The organism is Halobacillus sp. B23F22_1 (assembly GCF_043497005.1).
Classification (GTDB): domain Bacteria; phylum Bacillota; class Bacilli; order Bacillales; family Halobacillaceae; genus Halobacillus_A.
This window is the reverse complement of sequence record NZ_JBIEKE010000002.1, coordinates 1302188-1316611: the sequence shown is the minus strand read 5'-3', so window position 1 is coordinate 1316611 and position 14424 is coordinate 1302188. Positions and strand designations below refer to the sequence as shown.

Annotated in this window: 17 protein-coding genes; 10 read left to right on the top strand and 7 right to left on the bottom strand. The window is 40.0% G+C overall.

All coding sequences use genetic code 11. The features are described 5' to 3' along the window. Positions 1–8 precede the first annotated feature (8 nt). Positions 9–857 (top strand): M15 family metallopeptidase, encoded by an 849-nt coding sequence (locus ACGTNH_RS14535; protein ID WP_394587713.1) that lies wholly within the window; start codon positions 9–11, stop codon positions 855–857. A gap of 13 nt (positions 858–870) precedes the next feature. Here ACGTNH_RS14535 and ACGTNH_RS14530 read toward each other — a convergent pair whose 3' ends face one another. Together ACGTNH_RS14530 and ACGTNH_RS14525 are read right to left on the bottom strand one after the other, a co-directional pair. After that, complete coding sequence (locus tag ACGTNH_RS14530) at positions 871–1062, bottom strand: hypothetical protein (RefSeq protein ID WP_394587594.1); 192 nt, start codon at positions 1060–1062, stop codon at positions 871–873. Between the two features lie 56 nt (positions 1063–1118). Then, the gene (locus ACGTNH_RS14525) at positions 1119–1739 is read right to left on the bottom strand and encodes an NAD(P)-dependent oxidoreductase (protein WP_394587593.1); all 621 of its coding nucleotides are present in this window, start codon (positions 1737–1739) and stop codon (positions 1119–1121) included. Positions 1740–1835: 96 nt separating this feature from the next. Here ACGTNH_RS14525 and ACGTNH_RS14520 point away from each other — a divergent pair, with 96 nt between their 5' ends. Further along, complete coding sequence (locus tag ACGTNH_RS14520; protein ID WP_394587592.1) at positions 1836–3131, top strand: MFS transporter; 1296 nt, start codon at positions 1836–1838, stop codon at positions 3129–3131. Positions 3132–3291: 160 nt separating this feature from the next. Here the strand turns inward: ACGTNH_RS14520 and ACGTNH_RS14515 are convergent, their stop codons facing one another. Beyond that, positions 3292–4203 carry a zinc dependent phospholipase C family protein gene (locus ACGTNH_RS14515; protein WP_394587591.1) on the bottom strand — a complete coding sequence of 304 codons (912 nt, stop codon included), beginning with the start codon at positions 4201–4203 and terminating at the stop codon, positions 3292–3294. A gap of 303 nt (positions 4204–4506) precedes the next feature. Between ACGTNH_RS14515 and fumC the strand changes: the two genes are divergently transcribed. Then, positions 4507–5895, top strand: a complete 1389-nt coding sequence (fumC, locus tag ACGTNH_RS14510) for a class II fumarate hydratase (protein WP_394587590.1) — start codon at positions 4507–4509, stop codon at positions 5893–5895. Between the two features lie 118 nt (positions 5896–6013). Then, positions 6014–6214: an alpha/beta-type small acid-soluble spore protein gene (locus tag ACGTNH_RS14505; protein ID WP_253923334.1), complete on the top strand. Its 201-nt coding sequence runs from the start codon at positions 6014–6016 to the stop codon at positions 6212–6214. A 116-nt stretch (positions 6215–6330) separates the two neighbouring features. Here ACGTNH_RS14505 and ACGTNH_RS14500 read toward each other — a convergent pair whose 3' ends face one another. Continuing rightward, a complete protein-coding gene (locus tag ACGTNH_RS14500; protein WP_394587589.1) occupies positions 6331–7428 on the bottom strand; it encodes an ABC transporter ATP-binding protein in 1098 nt (365 codons plus the stop codon). 119 nt (positions 7429–7547) lie between these two features. Further along, positions 7548–8450 (bottom strand): PucR family transcriptional regulator, encoded by a 903-nt coding sequence (locus tag ACGTNH_RS14495; protein ID WP_394587588.1) that lies wholly within the window; start codon positions 8448–8450, stop codon positions 7548–7550. A gap of 124 nt (positions 8451–8574) precedes the next feature. Between ACGTNH_RS14495 and ACGTNH_RS14490 the strand changes: the two genes are divergently transcribed. Beyond that, a complete protein-coding gene (locus tag ACGTNH_RS14490) occupies positions 8575–8856 on the top strand; it encodes a metal-sensitive transcriptional regulator (protein WP_394587587.1) in 282 nt (93 codons plus the stop codon). Between the two features lie 110 nt (positions 8857–8966). On the opposite strand, the gene ACGTNH_RS14485 is transcribed toward ACGTNH_RS14490, so the two are convergent. Continuing rightward, the gene (locus tag ACGTNH_RS14485; protein ID WP_394587586.1) at positions 8967–9137 is read right to left on the bottom strand and encodes a hypothetical protein; all 171 of its coding nucleotides are present in this window, start codon (positions 9135–9137) and stop codon (positions 8967–8969) included. 158 nt (positions 9138–9295) lie between these two features. On the opposite strand from ACGTNH_RS14485, the gene ACGTNH_RS14480 reads away from it, so the two are divergent. From ACGTNH_RS14480 to ACGTNH_RS14470, 3 genes are all read left to right on the top strand, one after another. After that, the gene (locus ACGTNH_RS14480; RefSeq protein ID WP_394587585.1) at positions 9296–10432 is read left to right on the top strand and encodes a DUF445 domain-containing protein; all 1137 of its coding nucleotides are present in this window, start codon (positions 9296–9298) and stop codon (positions 10430–10432) included. Positions 10433–10519: 87 nt separating this feature from the next. Beyond that, entirely contained in the window at positions 10520–10879 is a 360-nt protein-coding gene (locus tag ACGTNH_RS14475) for a YlbF/YmcA family competence regulator (RefSeq protein ID WP_394587584.1), read from the top strand. A gap of 162 nt (positions 10880–11041) precedes the next feature. Next, positions 11042–11815: an enoyl-CoA hydratase gene (locus ACGTNH_RS14470; protein ID WP_394587583.1), complete on the top strand. Its 774-nt coding sequence runs from the start codon at positions 11042–11044 to the stop codon at positions 11813–11815. Positions 11816–11853: 38 nt separating this feature from the next. On the opposite strand, the gene ACGTNH_RS14465 is transcribed toward ACGTNH_RS14470, so the two are convergent. Beyond that, entirely contained in the window at positions 11854–12039 is a 186-nt protein-coding gene (locus tag ACGTNH_RS14465; RefSeq protein ID WP_394587582.1) for a YhzD family protein, read from the bottom strand. A 138-nt stretch (positions 12040–12177) separates the two neighbouring features. Between ACGTNH_RS14465 and ACGTNH_RS14460 the strand changes: the two genes are divergently transcribed. Next, positions 12178–13077 carry an ABC transporter ATP-binding protein gene (locus tag ACGTNH_RS14460; protein WP_394587581.1) on the top strand — a complete coding sequence of 300 codons (900 nt, stop codon included), beginning with the start codon at positions 12178–12180 and terminating at the stop codon, positions 13075–13077. Beyond that, positions 13070–14329, top strand: a complete 1260-nt coding sequence (locus ACGTNH_RS14455) for an ABC transporter permease (protein WP_394587580.1) — start codon at positions 13070–13072, stop codon at positions 14327–14329. Before ACGTNH_RS14460 ends, ACGTNH_RS14455 begins: the two co-directional genes overlap by 8 nt. Positions 14330–14424 lie beyond the last annotated feature (95 nt).

The window sequence follows — 14424 nt, the reverse complement described above, 5'->3', positions numbered from 1 at the left end:
TTTAAGTGATGAGAGTTCGACCAACTATACTCTTACTGTCAATAAGTCTTTCTTTAACGGCCTGTTCATTAGATGAATGGACGAACCAACTGACTGGTCCTTCAGAAGAAGAACATCCTTCTGAAGAGCAGCAAATTGAGGAAGATGAGAATAAGACAAACGAAGAGGAAAATGAAAACAGGGAAGAAGAGTCAGAGAAACAGCATGAAGATGCCCATCCGAATGCTTATGCCAATGAACTTGATGAAGAAGTGGATGAAGATGGCTTAACGATTATTGAAGAGCCGGATCTTATCGAAGTGGTAGTAAATAAAAGCCGTAAGCTTCCTGAAGGATACGAGCCTGAAGAATTAGTAAAACCGGATGTTCGATTCCCTTTTGAAGAAGATCTGCCGAAGAAATATATGCAGCCTGAAGCAGCAGCAGCCCTGGAAGAATTATTTGCTGCCGCAAATGATGAGGGAATGAGATTATATGCGACTTCCGGTTACCGATCTTATGAAACGCAAGAACAGATCTATGAGAGTAATGTAGTTGAAAAAGGCCGAGAGGAAGCCGATAAGTTCTCTGCCCGCCCTGGTACTAGTGAACACCAAACTGGGTTGGCCATGGATGTAACAACGGCTGAAATGGAATTTAAGCTTCAACAATCCTTTATCGATACAAAAGAAGGGAAATGGCTGGCGGATCATGCGCACGAATATGGTTTTGTTATTAGGTACCTAGAAGGTACAAATGATATAACCGGTTATGAGTATGAACCATGGCACTTACGTTACGTAGGAAAAGAATTATCAACAGATATACATGAAAGCGGCGGCACATTGGAAGAATTTTTCGGCTTTCATCCTGAATAATAAGAGGATGGAGCTAAATGGAATAAAGCATAAAATCATCCGAACGATTCATTGAAATCAGTTCGGATGATTTATGTTCATAAAAGAATTTTTCTGACGTTCTTTCAAAACCGCGGAAATGTCCACAGCTTCTTCTTAAAGCAAATAGCGCTTCTGCTGGATCTTTGACTCGCGCTTTTCCCCAGGAGTCCGCGTACGCTTTCACCTCATCTTTCCCCGCGTAAAAGTAATTCTTTCATACATTGTACTAAACATGATTTTTTAGTAACTTAATCCTACTCTCGTATGGTGAAATTCCTCTTTTTTTATTTCTTCTAAAGCAAATCGAGCGGTATCCGTTACCGTTATTTTTTTGCCATTCTCAGGCAGGTGATTTTCCTCATAGCGAATTTTACCTTCAGTGTCACCGTCAGGCAGATATGTTGGACATAAGATGACCCAGTCTAATGCGCTCTTGTTCAAGGCTTGATAAGCTTTTTCATGTTCTTCAGCTGCGAAAGTAGATCGACGCTTTGATTCATTGGACTGGTAACGATATTTTCCTTTCTCCGTGCGACTATTTAAAATACCGGCAGTTCCAATCGTAATAATCCGCGAGATGTTGTGCTTTACCATCATTTGGATGATCACTGGTGTTGCCGTAGAAAGAGTGTCTGTTTTATCTGTATTCAGGGCGCTGAATACTAGATCGCATCCTTCGATCGTTTGTTCTACTGCCTTGTGGTCTTCTACCTGCCCATGGACGATGTGTGCTCCTGGGATGATGGATTCTGCTTTTTCTTTATCCCTTACTAAAGCTTTCACGTCAAAACCTTCTTGTAAAGCAAGGTTAGTTACTGTTGACCCTACGCGACCGGTAGCTCCAAAGATCGCAATTTTCATAAAAAAACTCCTTATCATGTAAATATTTTAAAAATTCGCTCTATATCTCTTTTTCTTTTGCTAAGCTATAAGAAGAAAAGGAAATGGGGGAAGCTTATGAAAAAGAAGCGAGAGATGAGCTGGATACTTTATGATGTCGGTAACTCTGCCTTTGCCACTACCATTATGGCGGCCGTTCTGCCTGTCTTTTATTACGACGTAGCGGCTAAAGGTTTAGATCAATCGTTAGCGGCGAGCTATTGGGGATATTCCCAATCTATAGCCGTTCTAATCGTAGCTCTATTAGCACCTGTTTTAGGGGCCATCAGTGACTTTTCTGCTGCAAAGAAAAAATTCCTCATGTTTTTTGCCTTTATGGGCATGACTGCTAGCGTTCTTCTTGCATTTGTAGGAGAAGGCGACTATCTGTTAGCTTCTCTGCTCCTTATAGTCGGCACCATTGGTTTCTCGGGAGGAAACGCATTTTACGATGCTTTTTTACCGGAAGTAGCTGATGAGGAAAACATGGATAAGGTGTCTTCCTGGGGCTTTGCTTTTGGCTATATAGGAGGAGGCGTCTTATTGGCAATAAATTTATTAATGATTTTAAACTACCAATGGTTTGGTCTCCCCAGCTCACTAGCAGGAACAAAGCTGGCATTCATTTCTGTTGGTATTTGGTGGCTTATTTTTTCTATCCCCTTATTTAAAAATATAAAAGAAGAAAACAAGAAGCAGAAAGAGCGCTCTCACTCTTATGTAAGAGTCGGTTTTAACCGGGTAAGGACTACCTTTAAAGAAATAAAAAAATTTAAGCAGCTATTATTATTCTTAGTTGCTTTTTGGCTTTACAACGATGGAATATCAACCATTATTAAGATGGCAACGATTTATGGAAGAGACATAGGAATCGATAGCAATTCATTAATCATCGCTCTGCTTATTACTCAATTTGTTGGTATTCCTTGTACGTTTTTCTTTGGTTACCTTGCGGGGAAAATTACTGCTAAAAGAGCCTTAACCCTCTCTTTATATGTTTATCTAGCCATAGTGGCACTTGGGTATTTTATGACATCGGCGTTACATTTTTATGTACTTGCAATATGCGTTGGTCTCGTTCAAGGAGGTGCTCAATCATTAAGCCGCTCCATTTTCGGTAAAATGGTGCCTGGTGATCGCCACGCAGAGTTTTTTGGATTTTACGGAATTTCGGCTAAGTTTTCCGCCATTTTTGGTCCTTTTGCTTTTGCTCTAGTCGGTCAATTGACGGGTTCGAGCCGTTTAGGGATATTATCATTAATTGTTTTTTTTATTGCTGGCATAGTGCTGTTAAAGTTTGTTGATGTTGAGAAGGGCAGAGAAGAAGCTAAAGCTCAAACGGACCCTGAACTTAAGACAGTGATTAAAACATAGAAACGAGGCCGTGCCATAGCTAAAGCAGGGATGTCAAAAAACGAACGATCGAGCAACTCTATTGCAGCGAGAGAGCATAAAGGTACCAGGTACGGAAAAGCTGTAAAAGAGCGAAGTGCCAAGAGTGAATTTCGGTACCTGGTACCCTGTCCCATCCTCGTTATACGATCGGATCACTATATAAATTATCTCGCTTTTCAGCTAAGGATGTACCGGTATCGTAAGAAATGTGCTGCACGATATTTTTTACTTGTTGGAAAGTTGTTTGCTGTTGCGGTGACCAGTAATCTAAAATCGTTTCAAAGAGGGTGGAGGCTTCTATTAAAGCCTGATGATATAAATCCTCAAACGATTCATTATATGGCTCATAAGTAGCTGAATGGCGCCAAGTATTACGGTTTGAATTTAAATAGTCGACGCGGCCTGTAAGCGGCTGGTGGGAGAAAGAAGAAACGAGAGAGCCCAGCCATTTGTTTTTCCAGCCATAAGGGTCAAATAACACACGTTGCGCCACTGCCATATCTTTAAAGGATTTTTCAATAAAATGTTTAGGAAGAGCTTCAGTAGAATAGTGCTTTTCAATAGTTGGTTTCAACCACGAGGCGATCTCCTTTCTCTCTACTCTTTTTAAACGAATGATTGGTGATACAGACGTCTGCCACGTTTGTATGTGACGGTGTTTCTCAAGCATAAGTGTATCAATCGCGACTTCTAGCGCCTGGTGCTTATTTCCTTCATACCCCGCTTTGTAATGGACGTATGGATGAGTGATACGATCGAGAATATGATGACTGACGAAACCGAGAATATAGGCCTGTTTATTATTCTTAAAAGAGGCACCCTGATTAATTAAATCGATTAAAAAATTTCCGCATTCTTCTTTATGTAAACGAAGTCCCAAATCATTGACGCCATGATCATTTACTTTAGGCCAGAAGTTAAAGTAGAAAAAAGGATCCGGTCCTTGTGCACCCAAATAAAGATGGCGTTCACTAGTAGCTAAGAGATCGTCTCTTTCAATATTTATGCATAGATCTTCAGCAAAAAGAATATGTGTCCAAATATTCGGCATGCTATCACTCCTAGAATCCATAAAAAAGAGCCTGTGTAAGGCTCTTTTTTAACCATTTACCCATTGAAAAAGATCAAGCAAAAACAGTTTAAAGTTCTCCAGCCCTCCTTAAAGGAATATGTAAAACTCTTCTGTTTCTGCCTCCTTTCTTTAAGTTATTCTTATAATACTACAAAGATTGAATAATGTAAATACTCTGATTATTTAAATTTCGACATGATTGTATCCATCTTATCGATTGTTTGTGAGAATATTGATACAATTATAAATGGAATTTAAGTTTATTGAAAAGGGAGGATCCACATGGATTATCGTATTGAAAAAGACACATTAGGTGAAATTAAAGTACCAAGCGATAAGTTTTGGGCTGCGCAAACTCAAAGAAGTAAACAAAACTTTCCGATCGGCCAAGAGAAAATGCCGGTTGAAGTTATTGAAGGATTTGCGGTTTTGAAGAAAAGTGCCGCTAAAGCGAACGCTGAGCTGGGATTGTTGGAAGATGAGAAAGCCCAGGCTATAGGTTACGCAGCGGACCTTATTTTAAAGGGTGAATTAGAGGAACATTTTCCACTAGTTGTGTGGCAGACGGGAAGCGGTACACAATCGAATATGAACGTTAATGAAGTAATCGCAAACGTGGGGAACACGTGGCTTGAAGAAAAAGGAAGTGAGCTGCGCCTCCATCCTAACGATGATGTTAATAAATCTCAAAGCTCAAACGATACGTATCCGACAGCGATGCATGTGGCTTCCGTAAGAAAAGTAGAAGAAGTACTATTGCCGGCGATCGGACAGTTCAAACAAACACTAAAAGAAAAAATGGAAGCGTTTCAAGAGATCGTGAAAATCGGCCGTACACATTTGCAGGATGCAACACCGCTCACATTAGGACAAGAAATTAGCGGATGGCATCGTATGCTCGAAAAAACAGAAACGATGCTTGTTGAGAGTACAAAATATGTGAAAGAATTAGCCATCGGCGGGACAGCTGTAGGCACTGGTTTAAATGCCCATGTAGATTTTTCAGAACAAGTAGTAAAACATATTAACGAGGAAACATCCAATTCCTTTATTTCTGCACCGAATAAATTTCATGCTTTAACTTCTCATGACGAACTTGTTCATACTCATGGAGCTATTAAAGCACTTGCTGCAGACGTTATGAAAATTGCGAATGACGTACGCTGGTTAGCTAGTGGACCTCGCTGTGGGATTGGAGAAGTTACAATTCCAGCAAATGAACCTGGCAGCTCGATCATGCCTGGTAAAGTTAATCCGACCCAAAGTGAAGCTATTACGATGGTGGCGGCCCAGGTTATGGGGAACGATGCTGCCATTGGGTTTGCAGCGAGCCAAGGAAACTTTGAACTAAATGTTTACAAACCGGTCATTGCTTATAACTTCTTGCAATCCGCTCAGCTACTGGCTGACAGTATTGTGTCGTTTGATGAGCGATGTGTAAGCGGACTTGAACCTAATCATGAGCAAATTGAAAAATATTTGCGCGATTCTCTTATGCTTGTTACAGCTCTAAACCCGCATATTGGCTATGAAAATGCTGCTAAAATCGCGAAGACAGCTTTTGAAAAAGATCAAACATTAAAAGAAACGGCTGTAGAATTAGAGCTTTTAACCGAAGATCAATTTGAAGAATATGTTGATCCAAAAGCGATGACTAAGCCAAACGCTTAGGATCGATCAATCGTTAGCCAGGGATGGTAAAAAAAATACCGTTTATTACCAACTTATTTCTGTGATAAAAAACGTAGTCCGTGATCATACTACTATCATACACAGGAGGTGAGACAACATGGCTAACAACAGATCTAACGAGTTAGTAGTACCTGGTGTACAACAAGCTCTAGACCAAATGAAATACGAAATCGCTCAAGAATTCGGAGTACAGCTTGGTGCTGATTCTACTTCCCGTTCTAACGGTTCTGTAGGTGGAGAAATCACTAAGCGTCTAGTACAAATGGCTGAACAGCAGTTCGGTGGACAACAAAAGTAAATAAAATGAAGAAGGAGAAAGGGTGCGCCCTTTCTCTTTTATTTTGTATGAATTCAAAAAGCAACGAATGGGCGGCATAAAAAAACACACGGCCGAAACCGTGTGTTAGGGGGAGCTTAGCGGATACGTTGTTCTGACTCAGCATCAAAGAAGTGGACTTTGTTCATGTCGATCGCAAGTTCAATTTTGTCACCACCGTGAATATCTGAACGAGAGTCAACACGAGCGATAAATTCCTGATCAGCAATACGAGAATACAGGTAAGATTCTGCACCCATAAGCTCGGCCACTTCAATATCTGCTGTAATTTTTTTATCCGGGTTTGCATCAATGAATAGCTGTTCATCATGCATATCCTCCGGACGTACACCCAGGACAATATCTTTACCAATGTAACTTTGCTCACGTAATGTTTTCATTTTACCTTCCGGAATGGCAATTTGCACATCTCCCAGCTCTACGTGACCTTCACGAAGAGTAGCATTAAAAAAGTTCATAGCTGGTGATCCAATAAATCCTCCTACAAAGACGTTTTCTGGTTTATCATAAACTTCTTTTGGAGCTCCAACTTGCTGGATAAGTCCGTCTTTCATAACAACAAGACGTGTAGCCATTGTCATAGCTTCTGTTTGGTCGTGCGTTACATAAATGGTTGTCGTTTGCAAACGCTGGTGAAGTTTTTGAATTTCAGCACGCATTTGAACACGAAGTTTAGCATCAAGGTTGGAAAGCGGCTCATCCATTAAGAATACTTTGGCATCACGTACAATCGCACGTCCCAATGCAACACGCTGACGCTGACCACCTGACAGCGCTTTCGGTTTACGGTCTAATAAGGCTTCCAGACCAAGAATTTGTGCTGCATTATTTACGCGCTGTTCAATTTCCTTTTTATCCATTTTACGAAGCTTAAGGCCAAACGCCATGTTATCGTATACATTCATATGTGGATAAAGAGCGTAGTTTTGGAATACCATTGCGATATCACGGTCTTTAGGAGCAACGTCATTCATACGCTTCTCATCAATTAAGAAGTCTCCGCCTGTAATTTCTTCCAGCCCGGCAATCATACGAAGTGTAGTTGACTTACCACAGCCTGATGGGCCTACAAATACGACGAATTCTTTGTCGCCGATATGTAAATTAAAGTCGTCTACTGCTTTCACACTTTTATCATACACTTTTTCAATATTATTTAGCTTTAACTCTGCCATTTTTAGTTCCTCCTCAGTTGAAATCGCTTTCTTTTGTATGTTTATAGTCTAGCGAAGTTGAGGAATCAGGTAAATGGACAAAGTGCACAAAGAATTTTGTCGTTCTTTGTGCACCCTGATTAGAGACTGTTTTCAAGTAAGAGTAAATATACGATCAGACCTTGCTGAAACTGCTTTATATCGACTCCTGTTTTTTCAATAAACTTATCGACCCGGTATTGTAAACTGTTTCGATGCATAAATAAGAGCTTTGCAGCTAAACTGGTATTTGACCCGGATTCAAGGAATACTTTAATTGTGCGAAGCAGATCACGGTCTGATGCTACTTCTTTTAGAATGACTTGCTTTAGTGTTTCCAGCTCTTCTTGTGGTAGAGCATCAATAAACATATAAGGAACGATTTGCTCAAAAGTGACCACTTTGCCAAGTTTATATTTCTTTGAAAGGGAAAAGCATTTATATGCCCAGTTGTAATGAAGGGGTGCACTTTCAAGTTCATTCAATTCTTCACTTATGTAAAAGTGTAATTTAGTATAAAAATCACTCATTAGTACATCAACTAAACTGTCGAGTGAGACAGCTTCCTGATCAGATTCAAAAAACTCTTCTATAATTAGACCTTCCGCTGCCCCTAACCATATGAGCGGCATCTCATATGGGAAAGAAGCCTGCAGGGCTTCTCTAAACGTGTCCTGGTCTGCAGGTAGATCAGAAATAGAGAAAAGGATCAACCGAATTTTCAGTGGACGGTCAAGCGATAATACTTGATCCTCTTTGTTGTCAATAATAAAGTTTTTCCATTGGCGCTCTTTTTCAGTCAGGTGGCTTTCGTTCCACTTTACCGGCTGAAGGAAAGCGGATAATAAATCATATTCCCTCTTTGGTAAATCAGTGGAGCCAATTCCTATAATCCCTCCGTCAGCTGTTCGAAATAAATAATAATCATCCACAGGCCGCTCCATACCTGATTCGTAAACGATAAGAGAGGGGTAGTTTTTTTTCAATTGGTCAACATAGGACATATAGAGAACTTCCTTTTTTAAATAAAATTTACTATTATGATAATATACAGTATAAAATAAATGTTTATCATTTTATAGTATACATCAAGTCTAGCTTTTCATAATGGGACAGGAGGATATAAACGTGGCAGATGTGAAAAATAAATACGAGTATCCGCAAGAAACGAAAAACCGCTTAAAACGAATTGAAGGTCAAGTTCGCGGTGTCTTAAAGATGATGGAAGAGGATAAAGAATGTAAGGATGTTATCACTCAGCTTTCAGCTGCTCGATCAGCTATGGATCGAGCCATAGGATATATTGTAGCTAAGAATCTGGAAACTTGTATTAGAGATGCGAAAGAAGAAGGCGAATCAGCAGAAGAGTTAATTAAGGAAGCTGTCAATATGATTGTTAAAAGCCGTTAATAAAAGATGAAGCCCTGTAGGAGCTTCATCTTTTTAGTTTGCAGGGAAACCTTAGTTATTTTTATAGTTTTTTATTCAACGTTAATTATTCAGTTTTTCCTATAACTTTGTTATTTTTTTTGTTCTGTTTTTTGTTCAGGAATTGGGTGATCTTCACCTATTTGCTCATGACCGTAAGCAGACTGAGGCCGGCCTCCTGCCATTCCTTCATTAATCATTCGATCGACATCGAGTTCGAAACGGTCTTTTCCTTCGTCCACTTGTTTTGCTCGCTTGTCCATTTGATTCACCTCCCTTCTCTTAGTCTTACCAAATAAGAAATTTGCTGCTTTGCTAATAAATGGAGAAAATTAAGCTTCATCAGTGCTGTGAGTAGCTAAGCGCATGATATTGATCTATAATTGGACAGGAGTTCTAGAGGGAAATGAGGGTCTCATCAATGAGTACATTTATATTGATTTTATTAATGATGACAGTGGGTGCCGCAATTGGTGGTGTAACCAATTCGTTAGCCATTAAAATGTTGTTTCGTCCTTATCGGCCGATCCAATTAGGAAGTGTCCGGCTCCCGTTTACACCCGGGTTAATACCTAAGCGTCAGAATGAGTTAGCCAGACAGTTAGGAAAGATGGTCGTTAATCACCTTCTTACGGCGGAAGGGTTGAAACGTAAAATAGAAGGAAAAGAATTTCAAAATCAATTGACAAGCTTTGCCCAAACAGAAGTAGAAAAAGCATTACAAAGTGATCAATCGCTTGAACAGCTTTTTCATTCCTTTGACGTAAACATCGATAGGGAAAGAGTGGAAGACGCGGTAGCTGCGTGGATTGACCGCAGGTATAATGGCATGATGAAAGAGTTGAGGCAGAAAAAGGTGAAAGATATTCTCTCTTCAGATTGGCAGCAGAGGGCGGAAGCGGAGACGAATCAGCTTGCTCACTATATCCAGAATAAAGTTCATCAGTATTTAACGAGCAGAGAAGGAAAAGAAAAAGTGGGTGCTCTCATCGATGATTATTTAGAGAAACAAGGATTTTTAGGGAATATGATTCAATCCTTTATGGGGTCCGAGCGAGTAATTGATCGTGTTCATCCGGTTATTGTCCGCTACGTATCAGCGAGAGAAACAACAGAATGGCTTCAAACAATGCTGCAAACGGAACTGAAAAGCGCGTTGAACCAGCCCCTCGACTACTTTGAACAAAAAATTGGAAAAGATACCATTTCCTATGGATTAGGCCAGGCGGTCACGAAATCTATTCCTATAGAGGAATGGCTTCGTCAGTCTGTTGCTGTATGGACAAAACCGCTTCACTCAAAAATCATATTAGACGTTGTTCCTGCCCTTATACCAAAAGCGACTCACTTGCTCTCTTCAAAAATTGAAACGATGATGGAGTCGATGAACTTATCAGAAATTGTGCAGGAACAAGTGGAATCATTTAATGTGAGCAGGCTGGAAGAAATGGTCCTCGATATTTCAAGAAGAGAGTTTAAAATGATTACCTATTTAGGTGCTCTCCTTGGAGGAATTATTGGAATTCTACAAGGAATTCTCGTTCTTTTTATTGGATAACCGTCAATTCCTATACATGCGCAATCATGTTTGTTATAGTGAGGAAGGAGTTTAAAACTCAACATTTCTAGGAGGTACTTTTAACTTATGGCTAATATTTACGATCACGCATATGACCTTGAAAAAGCAATTCGCAATAGCGAAGAATTTACCGGATTAAAAGATGCTTATGAAGCAGTAATGGAAGATGAAGCGGCTAAAAAAATGTTTGAAGATTTCCGTCAAACACAAATCACCCTTCAACAAAAGCAAATGCAAGGTGAAGAGATTTCTGAGGAAGAAGTAGAGCAAGCTCGCCAGGTCGTTGAGCTTGTACAACAACACCCTCAAATTTCTAAGCTAATGGAAGAAGAGCAACGCCTGAATACGGTGATTAATGATATTAGTAAAATCATTACAAAACCACTAGAGGATCTTTATGGAAATCCAGAAGAGCCTCAACAGTAATTTTTACAATCCTAAAAGCTGCCCAATCGGGCAGCTTTTTTTGTACAAAGAGAGACTGATAAAATTTAAAAAGAAACGAATATGAAAAAAATTGTCGAACGAGCAGGAACATAAACGTCTTCTGGCGAATTTTTAAACTAAGAATGTGGAAAGGGGATACGTATGAAATTCTTTAATGTAGACAGACAGGGTTCAGCTGTTTATATCACACTTGCCCGCGGGGAAAAGTATAACGCGCTGCATGTGGATATGCTTAGTGAGTTTGCAGAAATCGTTCAAGATATAAAGCATGATGAGCAATCTCAAATTGTCGTACTCTCTGGTGCAGGAGACGGTTTTTGTGCGGGCGGCGATGTTTCCATGATGCAGGACGTAAGTGACCCAGAAGTGTATGACCAAGTTATGAATCATATTGAAACCATTGTTACCGGTTTTTATACAATGCCTAAAATCGTTATTGCAGCGCTGCATGGTCCGGTTGTAGGGCTGGGCTTAAGTATTGCACTATCAGCAGATTACCTTATGGCTGAGGCCGATACAAAACTATCGATGAATTTTATTGGGATCGGTTTAGCACCAGATGGAGGCGGACATTTCTTCTTGGAACAGCGGCTGGGTACTCATCGAGCGAAGCAATTTGCCTGGAATGGAGAGCAGATGCGAGCTAAAGAAGCGTATGATTTTCAATTAATTGATGTAGTTTTTGAAGGGTACATTTATGATGAGGCACAAAAACTTGTAAAGGAATGGACGCAGCGTCCGCTGCAGTCCATGATCGCTACGAAAAGCATTTATCACCAATATGGTATCGATCAACTGCTGCAATATCTTGCGAAAGAAAGACATTCACAATGGAAACTTAAGCAGACAGCAGATCACCGTGAAGGTGTAGAAGCTTTTCTGGAAAAAAGAATACCTGCATTTAAAGGGAAGTAAAAAAGTCGCGTATGCTGCGCGACTTTTTTACTGTTCTATTATCGATGAAAAAGAATAAGATGTCCTTCAGGAGCTGCGCAACGGTGAGTGTGTTCAGAGAAGCCCTGCTGCTCAAGTTTCTGAGCACCGATCCGCTTAGCTTCCTTATCATTCTCCGCCTCAAATGTTTCATCGAGTAAATTACTGCCATCTTTCTCAAATACAGTTAGAAAATATTTTTTCATGGAAGAAACCTCCTAAGATGAATGGTGACTCATTTTATACATTAGTCATTAAGGTGCTTAATTCCTGCTTGTTTTTTAAAAAAGTTGAAACTAATTTTAACTATGTTTCGTAATGTAAAAAGGAAAGGGGAAAAGATTGTGACGTTAAAATTACATAATGTAACGAAAAAATTTGGATCATTTACGGCTGTGGATCGTCTATCCATTGAAATACCTGAAAAGCAGGTTTTCGGATTTCTTGGTGCGAATGGCGCTGGGAAAACGACAACGTTTCGAATGATTTTAGGACTTATTGAAGAAACGGATGGGGAAATATCCTGGAATAATGGAGAAATAGGATATGAACAAAGTCATTTAATTGGTTATCTTCCCGAAGAGCGGGGGCTGTACCCTAAAATGAAAGTTCAAGATCAGCTCATTTATTTAGCGAGACTAAGGGGTATGAATCGAGCAGAAGCAGCCTCTGAACTTACGTATTGGCTGGATAAATTTAAGGTGCCCGATTATAAGTCGAGAAAAGTGGAAGATCTGTCAAAAGGAAACCAGCAAAAAATTCAATTTATATCTGCTGTTTTACATAAACCCAAACTGCTTATTCTAGATGAACCTTTTTCCGGACTCGATCCTGTAAATGTAGAGATGTTAAAAGAAGCCGTGATTGAATTAAAGAACTCCGGCACATCCATCGTATTTTCTTCTCACAGGATGGAACACGTAGAAGAGCTCTGTGAAAATTTATGCATTCTTCATCATGGCAAGCCTGTGGTACACGGAGAGCTTAAGGAAATTAAAAGGTCCTTTGGCAAGAAAAATGTACGGGTCAAGGCCGAATTTGATTTAGACTTTCTGCAGGACCTTCCGGGCGTAACAAAGTTTAAAGGCTTTGGAGGGCAGTGTGAAGTCCAGATCGAAAATGAAGAAGTCTCTCAGCTCCTATTTAAAGAGCTGAATGGAAAAGGATTTGTACGCACCTTTGACTTAGAAGAACCTTCTTTAAATGACATTTTCATCGAAAAGGTGGGGGCTGCGTATGAATAAATTTTTTATCATGGTGGCACAAACGTTTAAATCGAGAGTGAAATCAAAGTCTTTTGTGATTACGACAGCTATTACGCTGGCCCTTATTTTAGTGTTAACAAACCTTCAGACGATTATGGAAACGTTTGATCGAGGGGAAGAAGATGGAGACGGTACAACTGAAATTAGTGTTGTCAGCGACGAGGCAGAGTGGGCATCATTGTTCCAGGATATACTTGGCGCTGAAGACTCATTTTCAGTTACGGTTAACGAGCGTGAATTAGATAAAGCGAGAGCCGAAGTGGAAAATGGGGGCTTAGATTCTGTTATTGAAATAAAAGCTGGAGAATCCGGTTTGCCTGAAGCAACAGAATACGTGGGTGAACAAACTACTCCAATGAATAGTGAAATGATCCAGCAGGCCTTACAGCAAGTGAAAATGGCTGTGGCAGCAGACGAAGCTCAAGTAGATTCTGAAACAATCGAAGCTATTAATGCTCCGGTTGCTTATGAGACGGTCACTCTAGGAGAAGAAGGAAATTCAGAAGAAGAGATGCAGCAAACACAGGGCCTCGTCTACGTGATGCTGTTCTTGCTTTACTTAACAGTTATGATGTATGGAAGTATGATTGCGACTGAAGTTGCTACTGAGAAGTCGAGTCGTGTAATGGAAATTCTCATTTCAAGTGTGTCCCCCGTATCGCAAATGTTTGCTAAGATTACTGGGATTGCATTGTTAGGGCTGCTGCAATTTTCATTGATTCTTGGGGTCGGTTACTTTGGTGTTCAACAAAATTCTGGAGAAGGCTCTTTTCTTGAAAGTTTTGGCATTGGGGATATTCAGATGAACATCATTTTGTACGGTATGGTGTTCTTTGTACTAGGTTATTTCTTATATGCTACTTTAGCTGCTACACTAGGTTCTCTCGTCAGTCGTTTAGAAGATGCTCAGCAAATGATTTCACCTATGATCTATTTGATCATCATTGCTTTCTTTATATCGGTATTTGGTTTAAATGCGCCAGATACGCCGTTTATTACATTTACTTCTTACATTCCCTTCTTCTCCCCATTAATTATGTTTTTGCGGGTCGGAATGCTTGATATACCGTCGTGGGAAGTTGCATTATCAATTGGTGTTCTTGTTGGTTCGATCGTCGTTCTTGCATTAATAGGAGCCCGTGTTTATAAAGGAGGCGTACTGATGTATGGTAAATCTTCTTCTTTAAAAGATATAAAGCAAGCGATGCAGCTTTCGAAAAGAGAAAAATAATGCTGACTTCCTTCTCCACAAACATGGGGAAGGAAGTTTTTTTGATAGGATGGGCTTAGATACGGCCGTGTGATCTATTTTTGGTATATATATTA

What these genes read in the sequence shown, in the direction of transcription:
- ACGTNH_RS14485 (WP_394587586.1), bottom strand. Translation starts at nt 9,137, where the DNA reads ATGGACAAGCGAGCAAAACAAGTGGACGAAGGAAAAGACCGTTTCGAA.
- ACGTNH_RS14520 (WP_394587592.1), top strand. Translation starts at nt 1,836, where the DNA reads ATGAAAAAGAAGCGAGAGATGAGCTGGATACTTTATGATGTCGGTAAC.
- ACGTNH_RS14475 (WP_394587584.1), top strand. Translation starts at nt 10,520, where the DNA reads ATGGCTAATATTTACGATCACGCATATGACCTTGAAAAAGCAATTCGC.
- ACGTNH_RS14515 (WP_394587591.1), bottom strand. Translation starts at nt 4,203, where the DNA reads ATGCCGAATATTTGGACACATATTCTTTTTGCTGAAGATCTATGCATA.
- ACGTNH_RS14525 (WP_394587593.1), bottom strand. Translation starts at nt 1,739, where the DNA reads ATGAAAATTGCGATCTTTGGAGCTACCGGTCGCGTAGGGTCAACAGTA.
- ACGTNH_RS14455 (WP_394587580.1), top strand. Translation starts at nt 13,070, where the DNA reads ATGAATAAATTTTTTATCATGGTGGCACAAACGTTTAAATCGAGAGTG.
- ACGTNH_RS14495 (WP_394587588.1), bottom strand. Translation starts at nt 8,450, where the DNA reads ATGTCCTATGTTGACCAATTGAAAAAAAACTACCCCTCTCTTATCGTT.
- fumC (WP_394587590.1), top strand. Translation starts at nt 4,507, where the DNA reads ATGGATTATCGTATTGAAAAAGACACATTAGGTGAAATTAAAGTACCA.
- ACGTNH_RS14505 (WP_253923334.1), top strand. Translation starts at nt 6,014, where the DNA reads ATGGCTAACAACAGATCTAACGAGTTAGTAGTACCTGGTGTACAACAA.
- ACGTNH_RS14470 (WP_394587583.1), top strand. Translation starts at nt 11,042, where the DNA reads ATGAAATTCTTTAATGTAGACAGACAGGGTTCAGCTGTTTATATCACA.
- ACGTNH_RS14480 (WP_394587585.1), top strand. Translation starts at nt 9,296, where the DNA reads ATGAGTACATTTATATTGATTTTATTAATGATGACAGTGGGTGCCGCA.
- ACGTNH_RS14500 (WP_394587589.1), bottom strand. Translation starts at nt 7,428, where the DNA reads ATGGCAGAGTTAAAGCTAAATAATATTGAAAAAGTGTATGATAAAAGT.
- ACGTNH_RS14535 (WP_394587713.1), top strand. Translation starts at nt 9, where the DNA reads ATGAGAGTTCGACCAACTATACTCTTACTGTCAATAAGTCTTTCTTTA.
- ACGTNH_RS14465 (WP_394587582.1), bottom strand. Translation starts at nt 12,039, where the DNA reads ATGAAAAAATATTTTCTAACTGTATTTGAGAAAGATGGCAGTAATTTA.